The organism is Pandoraea aquatica, from assembly GCF_902459565.1.
Lineage (GTDB): Bacteria > Pseudomonadota > Gammaproteobacteria > Burkholderiales > Burkholderiaceae > Pandoraea > Pandoraea aquatica.
This window is the reverse complement of sequence record NZ_CABPSN010000002.1, coordinates 856,846-877,923: the sequence shown is the minus strand read 5'-3', so window position 1 is coordinate 877,923 and position 21,078 is coordinate 856,846. Positions and strand designations below refer to the sequence as shown.

Annotated in this window: 17 protein-coding genes; 7 read left to right on the top strand and 10 right to left on the bottom strand. The window is 64.0% G+C overall.

Going from position 1 to position 21,078, the window contains the following annotated elements; all coding sequences use genetic code 11:
* Positions 1-11 precede the first annotated feature (11 nt).
* Complete coding sequence (locus PAQ31011_RS09505) at positions 12-1,118, bottom strand: NADH:flavin oxidoreductase/NADH oxidase (protein ID WP_150575558.1); 1,107 nt, start codon at positions 1,116-1,118, stop codon at positions 12-14.
* A 174-nt stretch (positions 1,119-1,292) separates the two neighbouring features.
* On the opposite strand from PAQ31011_RS09505, the gene PAQ31011_RS09500 reads away from it, so the two are divergent.
* Complete coding sequence (locus tag PAQ31011_RS09500) at positions 1,293-2,216, top strand: LysR family transcriptional regulator (RefSeq protein WP_046290809.1); 924 nt, start codon at positions 1,293-1,295, stop codon at positions 2,214-2,216.
* Between the two features lie 22 nt (positions 2,217-2,238).
* Here PAQ31011_RS09500 and PAQ31011_RS09495 read toward each other — a convergent pair whose 3' ends face one another.
* Positions 2,239-3,405, bottom strand: coding sequence for an ABC transporter substrate-binding protein (locus PAQ31011_RS09495; RefSeq protein WP_150575557.1), 1,167 nt, complete (start codon positions 3,403-3,405; stop codon positions 2,239-2,241).
* A 214-nt stretch (positions 3,406-3,619) separates the two neighbouring features.
* Here PAQ31011_RS09495 and PAQ31011_RS09490 point away from each other — a divergent pair, with 214 nt between their 5' ends.
* Positions 3,620-5,026 carry an LLM class flavin-dependent oxidoreductase gene (locus PAQ31011_RS09490; RefSeq protein ID WP_150575556.1) on the top strand — a complete coding sequence of 469 codons (1,407 nt, stop codon included), beginning with the start codon at positions 3,620-3,622 and terminating at the stop codon, positions 5,024-5,026.
* Here PAQ31011_RS09490 and PAQ31011_RS09485 read toward each other — a convergent pair.
* Complete coding sequence (locus PAQ31011_RS09485; RefSeq protein ID WP_150575555.1) at positions 4,993-6,102, bottom strand: tartrate dehydrogenase; 1,110 nt, start codon at positions 6,100-6,102, stop codon at positions 4,993-4,995. The two genes, PAQ31011_RS09490 and PAQ31011_RS09485, sit on opposite strands and share 34 nt — an antisense overlap.
* 106 nt (positions 6,103-6,208) lie before the next feature.
* On the opposite strand from PAQ31011_RS09485, the gene PAQ31011_RS09480 reads away from it, so the two are divergent.
* Positions 6,209-7,108 (top strand): LysR family transcriptional regulator, encoded by a 900-nt coding sequence (locus tag PAQ31011_RS09480; protein WP_150575831.1) that lies wholly within the window; start codon positions 6,209-6,211, stop codon positions 7,106-7,108.
* 19 nt (positions 7,109-7,127) lie between these two features.
* On the opposite strand, the gene bglX is transcribed toward PAQ31011_RS09480, so the two are convergent.
* Positions 7,128-9,470 (bottom strand): beta-glucosidase BglX, encoded by a 2,343-nt coding sequence (gene bglX, locus PAQ31011_RS09475; protein WP_217424857.1) that lies wholly within the window; start codon positions 9,468-9,470, stop codon positions 7,128-7,130.
* 262 nt (positions 9,471-9,732) lie between these two features.
* Here bglX and PAQ31011_RS09470 point away from each other — a divergent pair, with 262 nt between their 5' ends.
* From PAQ31011_RS09470 to PAQ31011_RS09460, 3 genes are all read left to right on the top strand, one after another.
* Complete coding sequence (locus PAQ31011_RS09470) at positions 9,733-11,298, top strand: glucan biosynthesis protein G (RefSeq protein ID WP_174990082.1); 1,566 nt, start codon at positions 9,733-9,735, stop codon at positions 11,296-11,298.
* 350 nt (positions 11,299-11,648) lie between these two features.
* Positions 11,649-13,028 carry an MFS transporter gene (locus tag PAQ31011_RS09465; RefSeq protein ID WP_150575553.1) on the top strand — a complete coding sequence of 460 codons (1,380 nt, stop codon included), beginning with the start codon at positions 11,649-11,651 and terminating at the stop codon, positions 13,026-13,028.
* Between the two features lie 521 nt (positions 13,029-13,549).
* The gene (locus PAQ31011_RS09460; RefSeq protein ID WP_150575552.1) at positions 13,550-13,993 is read left to right on the top strand and encodes a hypothetical protein; all 444 of its coding nucleotides are present in this window, start codon (positions 13,550-13,552) and stop codon (positions 13,991-13,993) included.
* A 39-nt stretch (positions 13,994-14,032) separates the two neighbouring features.
* Here PAQ31011_RS09460 and PAQ31011_RS09455 read toward each other — a convergent pair whose 3' ends face one another.
* The 6 genes from PAQ31011_RS09455 to PAQ31011_RS09430 form a co-directional block, all read right to left on the bottom strand.
* Positions 14,033-14,524, bottom strand: a complete 492-nt coding sequence (locus tag PAQ31011_RS09455; RefSeq protein WP_150575551.1) for a MarR family winged helix-turn-helix transcriptional regulator — start codon at positions 14,522-14,524, stop codon at positions 14,033-14,035.
* A 9-nt stretch (positions 14,525-14,533) separates the two neighbouring features.
* Complete coding sequence (locus tag PAQ31011_RS09450; protein ID WP_246179456.1) at positions 14,534-15,490, bottom strand: alpha/beta hydrolase family protein; 957 nt, start codon at positions 15,488-15,490, stop codon at positions 14,534-14,536.
* 155 nt (positions 15,491-15,645) lie between these two features.
* A complete protein-coding gene (locus tag PAQ31011_RS09445) occupies positions 15,646-16,356 on the bottom strand; it encodes a hypothetical protein (RefSeq protein ID WP_150575550.1) in 711 nt (236 codons plus the stop codon).
* 122 nt (positions 16,357-16,478) lie between these two features.
* The gene (locus PAQ31011_RS09440) at positions 16,479-17,948 is read right to left on the bottom strand and encodes a histidine-type phosphatase (protein ID WP_150575549.1); all 1,470 of its coding nucleotides are present in this window, start codon (positions 17,946-17,948) and stop codon (positions 16,479-16,481) included.
* A gap of 140 nt (positions 17,949-18,088) precedes the next feature.
* Complete coding sequence (locus PAQ31011_RS09435) at positions 18,089-18,949, bottom strand: IclR family transcriptional regulator (protein ID WP_150575548.1); 861 nt, start codon at positions 18,947-18,949, stop codon at positions 18,089-18,091.
* The gene (locus PAQ31011_RS09430) at positions 18,946-19,794 is read right to left on the bottom strand and encodes an IclR family transcriptional regulator (protein WP_246179455.1); all 849 of its coding nucleotides are present in this window, start codon (positions 19,792-19,794) and stop codon (positions 18,946-18,948) included. The genes PAQ31011_RS09435 and PAQ31011_RS09430 overlap by 4 nt, the downstream gene beginning before the upstream one ends.
* 269 nt (positions 19,795-20,063) lie before the next feature.
* Between PAQ31011_RS09430 and PAQ31011_RS09425 the strand changes: the two genes are divergently transcribed.
* Positions 20,064-21,023, top strand: a complete 960-nt coding sequence (locus PAQ31011_RS09425; RefSeq protein ID WP_150575547.1) for an MBL fold metallo-hydrolase — start codon at positions 20,064-20,066, stop codon at positions 21,021-21,023.
* The last annotated feature ends 55 nt before the right edge of the window (positions 21,024-21,078 follow it).

Sequence of the window (21,078 nt, the reverse complement as noted above, 5' to 3'; positions counted from 1 at the left end):
TGCTTTTCTACTTACGCGGCACGCGGTGCGCGATAGCGCTCAAGCCAGTGAGCGTACGGTGCGGGCAGCACCCACGTCGGACGCTTCTCGTCGAGTTCGCGCGCGGCGAAGTACGGCCAGTGCGGGTTCGCCAGATGGGCCCGGCCTACCATCACGAGATCCAGCTGGCCATCGGCCACGATACGGTTCGCCACGACCGGATCGTCGATGCCCCAGGCCGATGCGACCGGGATACCGGCTTCCTGCTTCACGCGCTCCGAAATCGGTGCGAGGAACGGCGTGCCCCAGGGGATGTTCGCGTTCGGCGTCGAGAAACCGACGCTCACGCTCAGCAGATCCAGACCGCCTTCGCGCATCTGACGCGCAAGCGTGATCGACTCCGCCAACGTTTCTTCGTCGCGGCCATCGTATTCGATGACACCGAAACGCGCGGTCAGCGGCAGGTGTTCCGGCCACACTTCGCGCACGGCTGCCAGCGTCTCCAGCAGGAAACGGCTACGGCCAGCGAGGTCGCCACCGTAGTTGTCTTCGCGATGATTGGCGTGCAGCGAGAAGAAGCTTTGCGCCAGATAACCGTGGGCAAAGTGCAGTTCGAGCCATTCGAAGCCAGCGGCGAGTGCGCGGCGTGCGGCAGCCACGAAATCGGCCTTCACGCGGGCGATGTCGTCGAGCGTCATGGCCTTCGGCACCTTGCCGAGGTCGCCACCGAAGGCGACGGCGGACGGCGAGATCGTCGGCCAGCCGCGCGGGTCGTCTTCACCGATATGGTCATCACCTTCCCACGGCCGGTTGGCGCTTGCCTTGCGGCCTGCGTGGGCAATCTGGATGCCCGGCACCGCGCCGTGCGACTTGATTGCCGCTGCGATGCGCGCCATGCCAGTCGTCTGTTCGTCGTTCCACAGACCGGTGCATCCCGGCGAAATACGGCCTTCGGGCGACACGGCGGTCGCTTCGACGATCACCAGACCCGCGCCACCGCGCGCGAGGCTGGCGTAATGGGCGAGGTGCCAATCGTTGGTCACGCCATCGACGGCGCTGTACTGGCACATCGGCGGAATCGCGATGCGGTTGCGCAACTTGGCGCTCTTGAGTTCAAACGGGGAAAACAGGGCAGACATGAGGTTTCTCTAATTGGGGGGCAGTGTTCGGGCACAGCAGTGCCGGCCGGCGGAGCCTGCGGCTCACGGCGGTCTTCACGGCATCTCGACCGGTTCGGTCGACGCAAGCAATGGTAGCCCCACATCGCTATAATGGAAACTATCTACAAATTATCGATTCGATAACACTTCATTATGGTCAATCCCCAGTGGCTCAAATCCTTCGCCACGCTCGCCGAGCTGGGCAACTTCACCCGCACCGCCGACCAGTTGGGGTTGACGCAAGCGGCGGTCAGCCAGCACATCAAGCATCTCGAAGAGGAATTCGGGCCGTTGCTCGTGCGACGCCCGCGTGCCGTGGAACTCACGCCTGCCGGTCAGGCGCTGCTCGTCTATTGCGAACAGGTCGAGTGCGCGGGCCGGCATCTGCGCTCCAGTCTCGAAGATGCGAACGAGGAATGCGGCAACATCAACCTCATCACGCCGGGCAGCATCGGGCTGTATCTGTGCCCGATCCTGCTCGACATGCAGCAGGCGAATCCCGCGATGGCCGTGCGTCATCGTTTCGCGCCCGACCGCGAAGTGCTCGAAGGCATTCTTCAGAATCACTTTGAGCTGGGTCTCGTCACGCTGCGTCCGGACGATCCCCGTCTCACGGCAACGCCATTCACGCAGGAGCCGCTTGAACTCGTGGTGCCTGCCGGTGAGGACGTGCACAAGTGGGAAGATCTCAAGCGCATCGGCTTCATCGATCACCCCGATGGCGAGGCGATGTCGACGCGCCTGCTCAGTCGCCGTTTCCCGGGTAATCCGGGGGTGCAGAGTCTGCCGTGCAAGGGATGCACGAATCAGATCAGCCTGATTCTCGAATACGTCGCACGTGGGCTGGGATTCACAGTCATTCCGCAATACGCGCGGCAGGCGTTCGCGTCACAGGATGCTATTCGTGTCGTGGACTGCGGCCCGCCCGTGGTCGACACGCTGTGGCTGATTCATCGGGCAGAGTGGCCGCTGTCGGCGCGCGCGCAACGGGCGGTCGAGTTGCTGCGCGAGCGCGTCGATGCGCCGCGCCCGCGTGCGTTCGGTGGCGAGAAGGTGTTGCAGCGCGCGAGCGCGTGACGTTTTCGCGCGTTCTCGCGGATTAACGCGCTGCCTGCGTGAACTTGTTGAACGACGTATCGAACAGACCGCGCACGTCGAAGCCCTTCGTCAGCGTGCCGGTTTTGACGAAATCGTCGACACTCTTCTGCGCTTCGGCAATGGCCGCGTCCGTCAGCGGTTCATAGCGAATGCGCGACGTGCTGAACCATTGATGCGCCAGCTTCGGATCGACGCGCGACTTCGCGGCCCAGACGTCCGCGTAACGCTCGATGTGCTTCGCATCTGCCAGCGACCATTCGCGTGCACGTTGATAGCGCTGCACGAAGTCCCCGAGCAATTCGCGCTTGCTGTCGATCACCTTCTGCGTCGTGGACAGATAGCTCTGCGCCGCGATCAGACCACGCGCCGTCACAACGGTGCGCGCACCCGCCTGACGCAGACGTGTGACGTACGGCTCCCATGTCGCCGTGGCATCGACCTTGCCCGCCTGTAACGCGGCGGCCGAATCGACCGACGCCAGATACGAGTACTTCACCGAATCGAGCGGCAGCCCGGCCGACACCAGCGCCGCCTGCACCAGTTGCTGCGACCAGCCGCCACGCGTGATCGCCACCGTCTTGCCCTTCAGATCGGCGACCGTCTTGATTTGCGTGTGCGGCCCCGCGAGCAGCACCACGCTGTCAGGACTGTCGCGATAGATGCCGATGACCTTGACCGGCGCACCCTGCGCCGCAAGGAACAGCACCGGGCCGTCGCCTTGCAGGCCAATGTCGAGCGCACCGGCGTTCACCGCTTCGACGACCGGTGTGCCCGCAGGGAACTGCTTCCAGGAGACGGTGTAGGGCGCGTCTTGCAAAGCGCCCGATGCTTCGAAAAGACTCTGTGCGTTATAGGCTTGATCGCCGACGACAAGCACCGGCTTATCTGCCGCCTTCGCGGCGTTGCTGGCGAACGGCAGAATCGCCGCGACGCTCAGTGCCACCGCTGCGCCACGACGCAAGCGCGCACGCCACGTTGGCCAGCGGTCTTGTGCATGCGTTCGCAGATCGCGCTTCGCCGAGCGGGCGAGCGTGGCGCGCACCATCGCCGCTCGCGACGGCGGGGAGACGTAGAGCCCGAACGCGATAGCAGACGCCGCAATGAACGCGTCGAGCACGGGACTGACCGGCTGGGCCGTAGGGGCGGCATGAGAGGCAGTGTTCGTCATGGCATGTCGCCGCGCATCGGCGCAGCTTTGAGAGTGGGAGGATGTGCCAGTCTAGGCACGCCGCAGCCCATTCCCAACCATCGATTGCTGCGATCCATAGCCCGTGCAACGCGAGTTTGCTTATGGCGGTTTGCTTATCTGATTTCGTTGTTTGTGGTGACGTGCGTCGTGCGCCTATCGTTGTCGTCTACCGATATCGAACGAGAGCAAGCCCATGACGCAACCTGCCCGAAAACTCCGGCTGGGTGCCTACATGTCGGGTTCCGGCGTGCAAGGCGATAGCTGGCGCCACCCCGACACCGACACCGACGCCTATCTCCAATTCGCGCGCTACCGGCACTACGCGCAAGAACTGGAGCGCGGCCTGTTCGACGCGTTGTTCTTCTTCGACAACCTCTTCATGTCGACCGACCCGGTCGCCCTCGCGCACAGCCCCGGCTCGCCGCGCTGGGACCCCGTCGTGCTGCTCGCAGGACTGGCCGGTGCAACGAAGCACATCGGCCTCGTCGCGTCCGTCAGCACCACCTACAGCGAGCCGTATAACGTAGCGCGCGCATTCGCGTCGCTCGACCATCTATCGGGTGGGCGCGCTGGCTGGAATCTCGTGACGTCCACCGGCGGCGGCGAGAACTTCAACCGCGACGATCACGTCGACCATGCGCTGCGCTACGAGCGCGCGAACGAGTTCTTTGATGTCGTCACAGGCCTCTGGGACAGCCACGCCGACGACGCCTTTCCGCGCAACAAGGCAACCGGCCAGTGGGCCGATCCGTCGCGCATCCGCACGCTCGATCATCGGGGCAAGCACTTCCGCGTGCGCGGACCGCTCAGTGCGCCGCGTCCGGTGCAGGGCTGGCCGGTGATCGCGCAGGCGGGGTCGAGCGAAGCGGGACGTGAGCTGGCCGCGCGGGCGGGCGAGCTGCTTTACACAGCGGCGCAGGATATCGAGGATGCCCGCGCGTTCTATGCGGACGTGAAGACGCGCGCGTCGAAGTACGGGCGTCAGCCCGAACACATCTTCATCCTGCCGGGCGTCTCACCCATCGTGGGTCGCACGCAGTCGGAAGCGGAAGACCTCTACGACAGCCTGCTGTCGCATCGCGATCCGGCGGTCGTGCTGAATGCGCTGACGAACTACGCGAGCCTCGGCATCGATCTCGGCAGCCTGCCGTTCGACGCAAAGGTTCCGCTGCCCGAACACGTGCCGGAGACGAACTCGCACAAGAGCCGTCAGAAACTGCTGGTGGACTGGATACGGCGCGAACAGCCGACCGTGCGCGAGCTGTACACGCGCTTCACCGGTGGCGGGCATCGCGTGCTGGTCGGCACACCGGCATCGATTGCCGACGACTTCCAGCAATGGTTCGAGACAGGCGCGGCCGACGGCTTCAATATCATGTTCCCGAGCGCGCCCGCAGGCATTACGTCGTTCGTGGATCTGGTGGTGCCGGAGTTGCAGCGGCGCGGCCTGTTTCGCACGCAGTACGAAGGCCGCACCTTCCGCGAGAATCTCGGTGTACCGGCGGTACCCAACCGGTACTTTGCGCCGCGCGACGTTGCATCGGCGGCGCAGACTCGCTCAGCCGATCAACCGGCCGAGACGATTGCTGCAATCGCCTGACCCACTTCGGTCGTGTTCGCGCGCCCGCCCATGTCACCGGTGCGCGGACCGTCCTTGATGACCTGAGTGATCGCGGCGAGGATCGCGTCGTGGGCATCACGCGCACGCGCATCGCCTCGGCCGATGAAGTCGAGCATCATCGCAGCGGTCCAGATCATGCCGATCGGGTTCGCGATGTTCTTGCCCGCGATATCCGGCGCTGAGCCGTGCACCGGCTCGAAGAGCGACGGGAACTTGCCTTCCGGGTTCAGGTTGCCGGACGGCGCGATGCCGATGGTGCCGGTGCACGCCGGGCCGAGGTCCGACAGAATGTCGCCGAACAGATTCGAGGCGACGACCACGTCGAAGCGGTCCGGATTCAACACGAAGCGCGCACACAGAATGTCGATGTGCTGCTTGTCCCACGTAATGTCGGGATACTTCGCCGCCGTCTCCGCCGCACGCTTGTCCCACCACGGCATGGAAATCGAGATGCCGTTGCTCTTGGTCGCGACCGTCACGTGCTTGCGCTCGCGCTGCTGCGCGAGGTCGAACGCGAACTTCAGCACGCGCTCCGTGCCCTGACGCGTGAACACCGACTCCTGCACGACAAACTCACGCTCCGTGCCTTCGAACATCACACCGCCAATCGACGAATACTCGCCTTCGGTGTTCTCGCGCACGATCATGAAATCGATGTCGCCCGCCTTGCGGTTCGCGAGCGGCGACGGCACGCCGTCGAACAGGCGCGCCGGGCGCAGGTTGATGTACTGATCGAACTCACGACGGAACTTCAGCAACGAGCCCCACAGCGAAATGTGATCGGGCACCGTCTCGGGCCAGCCCACCGCACCGAACAGAATCGCGTCCACGCCGTCGAGCTGCTGCTTCCAGTCGTCCGGCATCATCTGGCCGTGCTGGACGTAGTAATCGCAACTCGCCCACTCGATGTGCTGATACTCGACGGGAATGCCGAAGCGCTTGCTGGCGGCGTCGAGCACGCGCAAGCCTTCGGGCATCACCTCTTTACCGATGCCGTCGCCCGGGATCACGGCGATCTTGAACGGACGCTGGGGGCGTTGGGACGTTTCGGTCATGGTCTGTCTCCTGAACGTTTGACGAATGCCGCTAGATTATTCCATTCCATCGCGGATAAAATCCCCCAATCGGTTAATCCACTATACACGAATCGTGAATAAACCCCTGCCCGTCAATCCCAATCTCGACGATCTGCGCGTGTTCTGTCAGGTCGCGCGCCGCGCCAGCTTCTCGGCAGCAGCCGAGGCGCTGGGCGTCTCACCGGCCTATGTGAGCAAGCGTGTGGGCATGCTGGAGGCCGATCTCGGCACGCGCCTGCTACACCGCTCGACGCGGCGCGTGGCGATCACGGACGCCGGTGAGCGGGTCTACGCATGGGCCGAGAAGATTCTCGACGACGTGAATCATCTGATGGAGGACGTGTCGAGTACGCGTCAGGTGCCGCGCGGCACGCTGCGGGTGTCGAGCAGCTTCGGCTTCGGGCGGCACGTCGTGGCCCCGGCGATGTCGCGGCTTCGTGCGCTGCATCCGCAACTCAATGTTCGGCTCGATCTGTTCGACCGCATCGTCGATGTGGCGGCAGAGGGCTACGACCTCGACGTGCGTATCGGCGACGAGATCGCACCGCATCTCATTGCGCGCAAGCTCGCGGATAACCATCGCGTGTTGTGTGCGTCGGCGGCGTATCTGGATGCGCACGGCACACCGCGTCAGTTAAGCGATCTCGCGGGGCACGCGTGCATCGTCATCAAGGAACGCGATCACCCGTTCGGCATGTGGCGGTTGCAGCAACGCGGCGAATCCGTCTCGCTCAAGGTGACGGGGCCGCTCTCGACGAACCACGGCGAAGTCGCCGTGCAGTGGGCGCTCGACGGTCAGGGCATCGTGCTGCGGTCGATGTGGGATGTGGGGGCGCTGATCGCGCGCGGGGATCTGGTGCAGGTGCTGCCGGAAGTCACGCAACCGGCCAATGTCTGGGCGGTGTATCCGTCGCGCGTGGCGTCGTCGGCCAAAGTGCGCGCCTGCGTGGAATTCCTTGCGGGGGAATTCCAGACGCAGGCGTGAGGAGAGGTAACGCTGGCAGTTACTGAAGCGTAAACGTCGCTTGCTGGACGTTCTGCGAATCGAGTCCGATCTGCACGTTGAAGTCGCCCGGCTCCGCCACGTATTGCAGCTTCGCGTTGTAGAACTTCAGCAGGCTGTCGTCGATGGCGAATTGCACGGTGCGCGACTCGCCCGGCTTCAGGCTCACCTTCTGGAAGCCCTTCAGCTCCTTGATCGGACGCACAATCGACGCCGCCACGTCCTGCAAATACAACTGCACGACGGTCTCGCCTTCGCGCTTGCCGGTGTTGCGCACGGTCACGCTCGCCTCCACCTTGCCGCCGCTCGTCATCGTCGTGGCCGAGAGCTTGACCTTCGAGACGTCGAACGTCGTGTAGCTCAGGCCGTAGCCGAACGCGTACAGCGGACCGGAGTCTTCCTCGAAGTATTGCGACGTGTAGTTCGCCGGTTTGCCCGGCGTAAACGGCCGGCCGATGCGCAACTGGTTGTAGTACGTCGGGATCTGACCGATGGAGCGCGGGAACGAGATCGGCAGCTTGGCCGACGGGTTGTAGTCGCCGAACAGCACATCGGCGATAGCATGACCGCCTTCGGTGCCCGCGTACCACGTCTCCAGCATCGCGTCGGCATTGACCTTCGCCCAGTTCAGATCGAGCGGACGGCCGTTCATCAACACCACGACGAGCGGCTTGCCCGTCGCCTTGAGCGCCTGCAACAACGCCAACTGGCTACCCGGCAGCATCAAACTCGTACGACTCGATGCCTCATGCGACATACCGCGCGATTCGCCCACCGCCACGATCAGCGTGTCGGCGTTGCGTGCGACCTGCACGGCTTCGTCGATCATCTGCTGCGGCGTGCGCTTGTCCTGCACGACTTCCGGATTGTCCCAGTCGAGGAAGTTCAGGTACTCGACCACGCGCGGATCGTCGGTGATGTTCGCCCCGCGCGCATACGTCACCTGCCCCTTGTCGCCGAGCGTGTCACGCACGCCTTGCAGCAGCGATACGGCCTGCGCAGGTTTGCCTGCTGCCGACCAGCTCCCCATCATGTCGAGCTTCGAATCGGCGAGCGGCCCGATCACGGCGACCTTGCCTGCTTTCTTCAGCGGCAATGCATCGTGCTGGTTTTCGAGTAGGACGATGGACTTGCGAGCGATGTCGCGTGCGGCATCACGATGCAGACGGTCGTCGGCGTAAACATCCTTCGGATCTTGCGCGGCGTTGCCGATACGACGATAGGGATCGGCGAACAGGCCCATGTCGTACTTCGCGCCGAGCACTTCGCGCACGGCATCGTCGATGAAGCGAATCGGCACGTCGCCGGACTTCACAAGATCGGGCAGTTGCTTGAGGTATTGCTGGTCCGCCATGCTCATGTCGACGCCCGCTTCGATGGCGAGCTTCGCCGCTTCGCGGCCGTCCTTCGCCACGCCGTGACGCATCAGTTCTTCAATCGCGCCGTGATCGCTTACCGTGACGCCCTTGAAGCCCCACTCGCCGCGCAGCAGGTCGCGCAACAGCCACTTGTTCGACGTCGCGGGCGTGCCGTTCACGGAGTTCAGCGCGATCATCACGCCACCTGCACCAGCATCGATACCGGCGCGATACGGCGGCAGATAGTCCTGATACATGCGCATCGGACTCATGTCGACGACGTTGTAATCGCGTCCGCCTTCCACCGCACCGTACAGCGCGAAGTGCTTCACGAACGCCATCAGGCTGTCCGGATTGGCGGGCGAGGTGCCCTGAAAGCCCTGCACGCTGGCGCGCGCGCTCTGCGAGACCAGATAGGGGTCTTCGCCGAAGCCTTCCGAGGTGCGGCCCCAGCGCGGATCGCGCGAGATGTCGACCATCGGCGCGAATGTGGCGTCCAGACCGTCCGCGCTCGCTTCTTGCGCGGCCACGCGAGCGGCGTGCTTGACCACCGTCATGTCCCAGCTCGACGCGAGGCCGAGGCTGATCGGGAACACGGTGCGATGGCCGTGCACGATGTCGTATGCGAAGAAGATCGGGATCTTCAGACGGCTTTGCTTGACGGCAGCGTCTTGCAGCGGACGATTCTCGCTGCGCGTGACCGAATTGAACGTGCCGCCCACGCGACCGGCCGCGATTTCCTTGATGAGCTTCGGCTGCGGCATGTCCGCGCCGATGCTGATCAGACGCAGTTGACCGATCTTCTCTTCGAGCGTCATGCGCGCGATGAGATCGTCGATGAACTTTTGTTTGGCGGCGGCCGACGGCATCGCGACGGGAACACCGCCGCTATTAACGTTGTCGGAGGCTTGAGCGGCGCTGGCAAAGGCCGGCGCCATCACGGCCCCGGTGGCGAGACTGGCGGCAAGCGCCAGCGCGGAGAGCATTCGCATCTGATGGCGATCCAATTGAGTGCGACGTTAGGCGCGCGTAGCAGCGTCATGCACCAGAACGTCTGGGTCGTCGTATCGGCGGGCGTCGCGAGTGCCGCAAAAAGTCGAACTCGCAACACGAAGTGCGATACTTTGCCACAATTGGCGTTTTTTGAAAGATTTCTGTGCCTCGATGCGGTATTGCGCCAGCGCGAAGTCGGCGCAGAGGCCACCTGCCCCTTCACTTCAGGAGCGACTTTTGGTTTTGTTTTCTCAGATGGTGACCTGGCGCCGATGCGCATCATGGGTCGTCGCGGGTGCCGCCCTGCTGGGTGCCGCGCATGCCAACGCGTTCTCCCTCGACGACGTGATCGCCCGCGCGAAGGCGCTTGCCGACAAGCCCTACGCGGCCCCGGCGAGCAACCTCACGCCGGCCTTCGCGAAGATGCAGTTCGGCGACTACATCAAGATTCAGCCGCGCCGTGAGGCGTTCGAATGGAACGATCAGCCGACGGCTTTCAAGCTCGGTTTCTATCATCAGGGCATGCAGTTCAGCACGCCGGTGAAGATCAACGAGATCGTCGGCACTGGCAATAACGCGAAGATCGACGAGATCAAGTACGACAGCAAGCGCTTCGATTTCGGCGATCTCAAGCTCGACCGCAGCGCCACGCACGACCTCGGCTACGCGGGCTTTCGCGTGCTCTATCCGATCAACGAACCCGGCAAGCTCGACGAAATCATGAGCGTGCTCGGCGCGAGCTATTTCCGCGTGATCGGCAAAGGCCAGATCTACGGTTTGTCCGCGCGCGGCCTCGCCATCGACACCGGTCTGCCCATCGCCGAGGAATTCCCCGCGTTTCGCGAGTTCTGGATCGAGCGTCCGAATGCGGGCGACAAGCATCTCGTCTTCTACGCATTGCTCGATTCGAAACGCGCCACGGGCGCTTATCGCTTCGACCTGACGCCGGGCGAAGACTCGCTGCTGAAGGTGCAGGCACGCGTATTCATGCGCGACAAGGTGACGAAGCTGGGCATCGCGCCACTCACCAGCATGTTCCTGTTCGGACCGAACCAGCAACGCGATCCGTATAACTTCCGTCCGGCGCTGCACGATTCGAATGGTCTGGGGATTCACGCGGGCAATGGCGAATGGATCTGGCGTCCGCTGAACAATCCGCGCAACGTCGCCATCAGCCAGTTCCAGGTGACCAACCCGCGCGGCTTTGGCCTCCTTCAGCGCGGACGCGATTTCTCGCAGTACGAAGACCTGAAGGACCGCTACGATCTGCGCCCGAGTGCGTGGGTCGAGCCGCAGGGCGACTGGGGCAAGGGACACGTCGAACTGGTCGAGCTTCCGTCGCCGGACGAGACCAACGACAACATCGGCGCGTTCTGGACACCTGACCAGTTGCCGCCCAAGGGCACGCCATTGCAGGCCGACTACAACATCCGCTGGACGATGAACGAGCGCGGCATCGTCGACCGTAATCTGGCATGGGTGAAGCAGACGCTGCGCACCGCAGGCGAGATCACGCAGGCCAACCTGATTCGTCACTTCGACGGCAGCACGGGCCTGATCGTGGACTTCGACGGCGGTCCGCTCGCCACGCTGCCGACTGGCTCCGTCACGCCGCAGGTCAGCGTGAGCGACAACGCCACCATCATCGAGCAGTCGCTGCAACCGAATCCGGTCACGCACGGCATGCGCCTGAACCTGCGGGTGATGGTCAAAGACCCGGCCAAGGTCGTCGAACTGCGCGCGGCGCTCGTCTCGGGCGGGAAGGCGATCAGCGAAACGTGGAGCTATCAGCTTCCGCCCTTCTCGGTCGCCAAGCAATAAGTTGCATCAATGAAGTCCGTGCGGCGGTGTTCTACCGCCGCACACCCCACCTCTCCCATTGCGTCCCTCGTCACAATTAAACAGACACTTACGAGCGGCGTTCTCTCATGTAAAACCCTAGAAACGTCAAATTGGCCTTGCAGTCCATGGCTGTTTCGCGTTTACTGCATGCACGATATTGCATGAACAGCCACCCAACGCAAGACATAGAGGTGGTCTGCTTCATCGGTGATGGCCACAGGCCGCGCCGCTGAGGCTCGGCCTTGCTGCCGCGTGCGTCGGTCATAAATAGAAGACCCAAGACTCTCCGCGATCCGACGGAGGGCGGATTCGTTTATGGAGACACCCGCATGCGACACATCGACGTACATCATCTCGCCGACGAAGCGCGCTTCAACGGCTATCACGGGCGCATCCTGCTCTGGTGCGCGCTCATCATCATCTTCGACGGCTACGACCTCGCGGTCGCGGGCATTGCGCTGCCGTCGATCATGAAAGCGATGAACGTCGACGCGACCAGCGCCGGCTTCATGGTCAGCTCGGCGCTCTTCGGCATGATGTTCGGTGCCATCGTGATGGGCATGGTCGCGGACAGCATCGGGCGTCGCAAAGCCATCGCCATCTGCGTGCTGATGTTCTCGCTGTTCACCGCTGCGGCCGGCCTCACGCATGAGCCGATCAGCTTCTCCGTCACCCGCTTTCTGGCAGGCGTCGGCATTGGCGGCGTGATGCCGATTGTCGTGGCGCAGATGACGGAATACTCCCCGCGACGTCTGCGCGGCACACTCGTCACGCTCATGTTTTCGGGCTACTCGGTCGGTGGCATGCTCGCTGCGTTGCTCGGCAAAGGACTGATCGAGTCGTACGGCTGGCAGTCCGTATTTCTCGCGGCCAGCGTTCCGGCGCTGCTGGTGCCGTTCGCGATGAAAGCGCTGCCCGAATCGATGCCGTTCCTCATTCGCAACGGACGCCTCGACACGCTCAAGCAAGTCCTCGGCCGCCTCTCGCCGGACTACGTTGCGCAACCGACTGATCAGTTCGCACTGCCGGGCACAGACCGCAAGCAAGCCGCACCGCTCTCGCGCCTGTTTCAGGACGGCCGTGGCTTCAGCACGGTCATGCTGTGGGTCGCGTTCTTCATGTGCCTGTTCATGGTGTACGCGCTCAGCTCGTGGCTCGCGAAGCTCATGGCCAGCGCCGGTTACAGCCTCGGCTCGGCGCTCACGTTCGTGCTTGTGTTGAACTTCGGTGCGATGCTCGGCGCGATCGGCGGCGGCTGGCTCGCGGATCGCTTCAACATCAAATACGTACTCGTGGGAATGTATGCGCTCGCCGCCGTGTCGATCACGTTGCTCGGCGTGAAGGTGCCGACGCCGGTGCTCTTCGTGCTCGTGGGACTGGCCGGTGCATCGACGATCGGCACGCAGATCGTGACGTACGCCTATGCGGGTCAGTTCTACCCGATGGCGGCACGCGGCACGGGGATTGGCTGGGCTTCCGGCGTGGGGCGTAGCGGTGCAATTCTCGCGCCCATCGTGATCGGTGTACTCGTGAGCATGTCGCTGCCGTTGCAGCAAAACTTTATGGCAATCGCGATTCCCGCCGTCATCGCGGTGATCGCCGTGTTGCTCATCGACCACAAGAAATCGGCGTCGGTGCAGCAGCAGGCCGCAATGCAATCGCAGGGGCACTCGGCAGGATTGGCGAACGGCGCGGGAGAACCTGCGTAATCTCGCGCGTCAAGAGCGGTTCGGGTGAATTTTCGTGTTCGGGCATGACGGCACGGCGACGTGTCGTCATGCGAAAATGCGCGCCGCAGCGGTCACGGGAACGACTGCGGCTTTCGATGTAGCGGCACGCCGGAGCGGGGCACGCAAGGGTCTGCTCACACTAATTCCGAGCTCGTGAACGTGCTCTACCGGCTGACTGGCAAGGCACCGGCAGCGCCGCTTGGTCGCCCCAAGCAAGCTGGCGGTAACGCGGCCAGGCGGCCGGTAGGGCGCGTTCCCTCCGGGTTGTCCACCCAAAGGGGCGATCGCAGCGTCATGATCCTCGCGAATATTACCGATATTCGCTTCGGCTCATTCCTTGCGCTCGCCCCTTTGGCCGGGCAACACGAGCCCGGAATTAGTGTGAGCAGACCCTTACAATAGCCAAGCGCGCACGCGACAGACGAAATACATTCAACCCGAGCGCCTTAGGCGCCGTTATCCAGATATCCGTCCCAACGGACGATCTGGGGAAGACCAATATGCCGCGTCTCGCTTCGCTGAGTGCTTTCGTGCTGGCCGTTGCCAGCGCCTCCGTCACCCTCTCCACTTCCGCTGCCACGCCCGACGACGTCAACGTCGTCCAGCTCTCCACCCGGCAGACCATTGCAACCGACGCCGTGTTCAACGGCCATCCGACCGTTGTCGCAACGCTGGGCGCGGATGCGCTGCGCGATGCCCACGGCAGCTTCGGCGTGAACATCGCCGCCGGTGCGCTCAACGTGCAATCGAATCAGATCGTCATCGCGCAAGCCAGCCACGTGTCGATCGACACGACCCAGACGATCCGCAATGCGGCGACGGTGACGGGCGCGATGAACGCGTCGCTCGGCGAGCGCGCCCTGATGGGTGCCGCAGGCAACATCGGCGTGAACGTGGCGGCGGGTATCGCGAACGCGCAGTCGAACGCGCTGGCGATTCACTGACGTCACACGCTGGCGTGCTGCGTCGCTGGCGCGTTCGCGTCAGCCTTCGGCCGGGAACTGCTTTTGCAGATTCCCGAGCCAACGCGCCACGACGCGAAGCTCAGCTTCGGTGAAATCGTCGTGTAACAGGTCGTTGAGTTCGGCAAGCACATCGCGCGCTCGTGCGATGGCTTTGTGCCCGGCGGCCGTGATGCGCAGACGCGTGGCACGGCCATCGTTGGCGTCGGCCCAACGCGTGAGCAGACCGGCGACGACCATACGGTTCGCCAGTCCTGTCATGGATGACGGGGAAAGCTGAAGCGCAGCGCCGACTTCACCGACGAGCGCGTCTTCATGATGCAGCAGATAGAAGAGCACGCCCGCCTGCGCAGCACTCACGCCGGCGTTCTCGGCGGAGCGCGCATCGATCCACTGCTGCACGCGACGTTGTCCGACGTTCAGCAGGAAGAGCAGGCGGCGGTCGGCCGCTTCGGTTGCCTTCGCGGGTTTTGCAGATGTTTCCGTAGCAGGGGACGCCTGGCGTTTTGGCATGCCGTCTCGTCAGTCTGAGGGATTCGGGATCAAGGGATCGTACGCGGTCATGCCATCGTCCGCCGACACACCAGCCCCTGTGCGACGCTCTCCAGCACTCACCGCGCCCGCCGACAACAGCCAGTCGACGGTTTCCGGCCACGCGAACGCGCCGGAACGTTGGCGGAAGTATCCCATATGCCCGATCGCACCGGTCTCCGAAAGACTTGCCGAAATTTCGCGACGTGTCACGCTGGCGTGACGAAACCGTGAAACGAGGATGTCGAGGCCCATCGGCGTCGCCCAGAGATCGTCGTCGAACCCGAGCGAGAGGATCGGCAAACGCACGCGAGCGAATCGGGCTTCGGCATCGAGCGTCGGATCGTCGAAGAAGTAGTTCGGCAGACGCGTCCAACCGCTCCATTCGAGCAAGACGTCTTTCGGCAGGTCTTCACCGATGCCGAGGCGGCTACCCGGCATATATCCGACGAGACGCGCAAGCGGTGGTGCAAGCCAGTGCATCAACAGCGTGACACGCGTGCGTTCGCGGCGGTTTCGCACGACGCGCATCGCCCCCGCATGCGACGCCACCTGCACCGCCGCACGCAGCAGGTTCGAGCTTTCGCACAGCCCGATGGCGTGACCGCCGAAGCTGTGACCCACTGCATAAAGCGGCAGCGACGGATAGCACTCGCACGCCCATCGGGTGACGCCCTCGACGTCCAGATCCGCCCAGTCGCGCATGCGCGCCCGGAAACCTCTGAGCGACGACGGCCGCGATCCGTCGATCCCCCGATAGCTATAAGTGACGGCAATGAGTCCGCGCGACGCCACGTACTGCGCAAACGCGAAGTAAAGCCGCTCCGGCACGGCCGTCGCCGGATGGATCAGCACAACGCCCTTCGCGGGCAACACCTCGGGATACCAGGCATGCGCGCCGAGCGGATACCCGTCGGCGGCAGGAATCTCAACAGCAAGTGACGTCACGATACGACTCCCCGGCACTCGCATGCCCATGGGATGTGGAGCGCCTCTCAGTAACTTATTTCACTGAAACACATAGTTCGCACACGAAGTATATTTTAATTTTTATTTCGTGCACGAACTAAATTAGAGGAAAGCTGTGACGGCTTGCCGCGACGCTACTCCGCCGCGATGGGTTGCAACTTCACCGCGCCCGTGTGGAAGCTTGTGCCGCCGCCATCGGCGTCAGGCAAGAAGTTCATGTCGATGTCGACCATCCGGCCGCAGGCGCGGAACGTCCAGGTCTCCTCCCAGACGCCGCGAATGGTCTTGCCGTTTTCGACGACGTCGTGCGCCGGGCGCTTGATGCGCATGTCGAAAACATCGGCGTTCTTGCACTCCTTGAGCCCCGCACGCGCGAGCGCCATCGCCGCCGCCGTCATCACGGCGTCCTGAATCAGCACGGGCCCCGCTGCGCCGTTACCGGGGTAAAAGGCCTTGGGCACCGGCTTGCCGCCCTGAGGGTTCGCGACGAACAACGCGTTGTAGGTCTTTGATTCGCCGCAGCGCTCCAGCTGGTATCGCGTCAGCCACACACCGGTGCGCGGATTCTGCCGGCCATCATCCGGAACGGCGAACGGTTTGACGACGACGGTGCCAATCGGCTTGACCCGATACGTCTGCTTGCAATCGGGCTGTAGATTGAACTTCTTGTCCTGCTCGACGCCGAGCTGATACATCACCAGCATCGCCTCGCGAGAGAACACGTATTGCATGGCGGTCGGGCTGTTCAGCAGGTCGGCATTCGAATTGACCGTCGTGTCGGCTCGCGCCGGCGCAACGACAACGCCCAAGAAGGTGGCAACGACAGATACGACGATGGCTAGCATGATTCGAATCATTGTTTGCATCGCTAAGTCCCCCTGGCATGTTGCACGTTCAGATTCGAAGTTCGATACGTCATGCGTCTGGACTCACACCGGCCCCCTTGCCGGTGTGGACCGGTCATGCCTTAGCGCACGCTCTGCAAACACGCGGGCGACAGCGCCGCCTTGACCCGTTGCGAGAACGTCGGCCATTTGCACGCCTTGCCGTCCGGACCGTCGTCGCAGTCGGGGATCGCAAGCGTCTCGCGCTTCGCCGGTTCATCGAGCGACAGCGCCGTGAGGTGACGCAGTTGATGCATCGACTGATACACGAACTCTGCGCGAACGAACGGCTCACCCGCCGGGTTGCGCCACAACGTGAAAACGATAGCGCCATCGGGCGGCGTGTTGTCCGGCTGATCCGGGAGTCGCCAGTCGAGCTTGAGCATCCCCGCGAGGTTAGCGATGTTCGTGTCGTGCCCCGTGAGTACGTAGACGCGATTGCCTGCGGGCAACGCCGGACCACGCACGGGGGATGTCGACGAAGCACTCGTCGTCTCGGCACGTGCGAGCGCGTCGAGCACGGTCGCCAGCAGCGGCGTGCCGTTCGTCGCCGCAAGGTAGGGGGTCTTGTTCAGCAGATCGCGCTGCGCGTTATGCGCTTCGAGCAACAGTGCCCAATCCTTGTCGTCGCGAATGCGTCCCCACGCAACCTGATTGTCGGGCAAGCCCTCGCCCGCTTGCAGCAGGAAGACCTCCGATGCCTTCGCCGCGCTGCCCAACGCACCGCGTAGCGCCACCCCGCTGCCATCGCCTTCGACACGCAAACGCGTGGGCACATCCTCCAGCTTGCAGCCGCCGGGCGCGCCGCAGGCGGGACTGTGCGCGTAGTCGAGCACCTCGCCCATGCGGGTAAGTGTGGCGGCATAGCGCTTGTTCAGACCGGAGACGCCCTCGGGGGCGAGACGCGACTCGATAGCCCCGCGTGCAGCGCCCGGATCGAGCGGGCAATCGCCTGCTGCAACCGGTTGGAAGACGGCGTCATACGTCGTGAGATCGGTTTGATGCGACGTGCGCATGTCGCATCCCGGCGCAATACCTTGCAGCAACGCATTGCCGGATTCACGCGTGCGTTGATCGATGTCGGCCCAACCATAGACCGAGCCCGGCGCAGGGCAGGTGTTCTCGGGCAATACGCGTCGCGCACGTAGCCAGTCGCCGTAGTAACGCCCCATGCGCTCGGACAGCGAACCGCCGCGCGCCGTCAGATAACCGGCAGGCACCGGCCATCCGGGCCAGGCGTCCGGGCTGAGCTTGTCCAGCGGGGGATGCGCGTGGGTCGGGGACCGCACGCCGTGGCGGCTCACGATCACCGTGGAGACGAGCGTCCAGTCGGCCGGCATACCGTCGATGCGGGCGGCAGACTCGGGCGGCTTCGCAGGCCCCGGCTGCTGCATGGGCGGCGTCGTACAGGCGCTCAGCGCGCTCACGACGGCCAGCGCTGCGAGGCAGGTCTGCCACCGCTGGACCGGGGCGCGGTCTCGGCTCCGGTCGCTTGGCACTTCGATGTGTTGGACGGGCTCACGGGTCATCACGCGGGTCATGGCATCAGTCATGGCAGCTGGTCGGGGTGACAGGGGAACGAGAGGAACGACAGGAACGCGGTGGCGCTGGCGTTCATCTTACCGTGCGTGCGTGTCCCCTCGTCGACCATCTTCCCGGCGTGGCGGAAATACGTCGGCTTGGCACCGAACGACTATGCCGACGGCTCGTCCATGCGCCCCACCGCGCCAAAGCGCCACGACAGCCGATGCGCAGCGGCGCGCAAGGCTTGTGAAGGTGCCGCGTCGATGACCGTTTCGAAACTGCCCGTCGACCCCATCAGCGCCAGCACCAGCGTCACCTCGCCGGTGTGATCGAACACCGGCACCGCAATCGTATCGATGCCGTGCACAGGATTGCTCAGCGCGGTATCGAATTGCTGCTGGCGGATCGCATTCAGCCGCGCACGGTAATCGGCAGACGGCTTCGCTGCACGCCCTTCCGCCCCAAGTCCCGCCATACGCACCGGCTCCTGCGCGAGCAGTCCGTCGAGTACGGCCTCGGGCAGGAAGGCTGCGAACGTGCGTCCGATGGCCGTGTTCACCAGCGAGAGTACCGTGCCGATGCGCAAGCTCACGTGCTGCGGGCGCATCGCCTCTTCCAGACGTACGACCGTCGGTCCCACCGGCCCCAGGACGGCCATCGCGGCCGACAACCCTGTCGCGTGGGCGAGCGCCAGAATCTCCGGCTCGGCTTCGCCTGTCGGCGACAGGCGCTGCAAGGCCATGAGACCCAGTTCGAGACTCAGCGCGCCCGCTTCGAAATTGCCGTTCGCGCCGCGCGAGATCAAGCCCGCCCGCTGCAAACTGACCAGATGCGGATGCGCCTTCGCCGCCGCCATGCCAGCTTCGCGCGCGAGCGCGTTGAGCGGCAACGGACGTCCCGCCGCCACCAGTGCTTCGAGCAACGCGCCCGTGCTCTCCAGCGCCTGAATACCGCGTTGCGGCTTGGCGGCACCACTTCCCATCGCTTCCTTTTCTACTTTGGGTTCACTACGGTTTCGGGTCGCGCTCATGCCGCCACCTCGCGGTCGTTGCCCGACGTCGCGATCTGCGATGCAATGGCGGCGGCCGTCGCCCGCAATGCGTTCGCGGCCTCTGCGTCCCACGCAACGTCGAGCGCCGCCGTCGGACCGATGGCCGTAAGCGCGAGCCGCAATCGCCCGCTCGCGTCGAACACCGGCGCACACAAACTGCTCACCGACGGACTCGGCGTGTTCACACTGCGCGACATGCCGTGCTCGCGCGTCTCGTCCAGCAACGCGTCGAAACGCGCGCGCTCCGCCGCATCGCCCACCATCTGTTCATGCCACGCCGGTGGCCATTGCGTCTGCAGCGTGAAGGCGCAGAACGCGCGGCCGGTCGACGTCGTCGTCAGCGACATGACCGAGCCGACGTGCAAGTTCACATGCAAGGGGAACGCCGCCCGCTCGAAATGCACGACGACCGGCCCTTGCGGCGCGCTCGTACAAATCGCCACGCAGAAGCCCGTCTCGCGCGCGAACGCCACCACACGCGGCACGGCGGCGCGATACGCCGGATCGTTTTCGAGATGCAGGAGTGCGAGACGCAGCGTCATCGGCCCCGGCGCGTAATCGCCGGACATGGGATCACGCTTGAGCAAACCCAGTCGCGTAAGACTCACCAGATATGGATGCGCCTGCGCGGGCGGCAGCCCGGCAAGGGTCGCGATATCGCCTGGAGCTAGCGGGCGGCGAGCCTGCGCCAGCGCCTGAAGTACGCGCGCCGCCACATCCACGCTTTGCACGCCACGCGACGCACGGCCGGGCTGGCCTGCCGTCTCTGCGCCGTCAGCCTCTTCAGTCGCGTTGGTCGTGCCGTCCATCGGAATTCGATTCATGCAGTTCTGGGAGCCGCGCTCCCTCGGGAAAATGGCCTAGATTTTAAACGGGTCGGCAGCGAGATTCCCGGACAACCGTCCAATGCCGCAGGGTTAACCCGAGACCCGCCGCGCTGAAAACCCGCTTCGATCACTCACGCCGCAACATTAGCAAATAACAATCAGATTTGTCATTGACAAATAATCTGGGCGTTTCGTAAGATGCCCTCACTTAGGGTCCGTTCGCCCTACAGCACCCTCCCCGCAGACGAGATAAGAGAGAGACAAGCATGGCCAAAGCATTCGCCTCGCAAGCCGACCTGGAAGCCAAGAAGGTCACGTTCACCCAACTGTCGGAAAACACCTGGGCCTACACCGCCGAAGGCGACCCGAACTCGGGCGTCATCATCGGCGACGACGGCGTGATGATCGTCGACACGACGGCCACGCCCGCCATGGCGCAGGACCTGATCGCCAAGATCCGCACCGTCACCGACAAGCCGATCAAGTACGTCGTGCTCTCGCACTATCACGCCGTGCGCGTGCTCGGCGCATCGGCTTACTTCGCCGAAGGCGCACAGCAAGTCATCGCGAGCCGTGGCACGTACGAGATGATCGTCGAGCGCGGCGAAGCCGATATGAAGTCGGAGATCGAGCGCTTCCCGCGTCTGTTCGCCGGTGTCGAAACGGTGCCGGGCCTCACGTGGCCGACGCTCGTCTTCGAAAAGGAAATGACGCTGTTCCTCGGCAAGCTCGAAGTGAAGATCGCGCACCTCGGTTCGGGTCACACGAAGGGCGACACGGTGGTTTGGGTGCCGTCGCAGAAGGTGCTGTTCTCGGGCGATCTCGTCGAGTACGACGCCGCCTGCTACACCGGCGACGCACAACTCGCCGAATGGCCGGCCACGCTCGACGCCCTCGCAGCCCTCGGCGCAGAAAAGCTCGTGCCGGGTCGCGGCCCCGCGCTGACCACGCCCGACGAAGTTACCAAGGGCCTCGCCTACACCAAGGATTTTGTGACGACACTGTTCGAAGCGGGCAAGCAAGCCGTCGAACAGAAGCTCGACCTGAAGGGTGCGATGGCGCTCACGCGTAGCCAGATGGATCCGAAGTTCGGCCACGTCTTCATCTACGAACACTGCCTGCCGTTCGACGTGACGCGCGCCTTCGACGAAGCGTCCGGCATCACGCATCCGCGCATCTGGACGGCGCAGCGCGACAAGGAAATGTGGGCCGCACTGCAGAGCTGAGTTCGCAGTGTTGGCTCCGGGCGCAGCAATGAACGCTGCGCCCACGATAGATAGC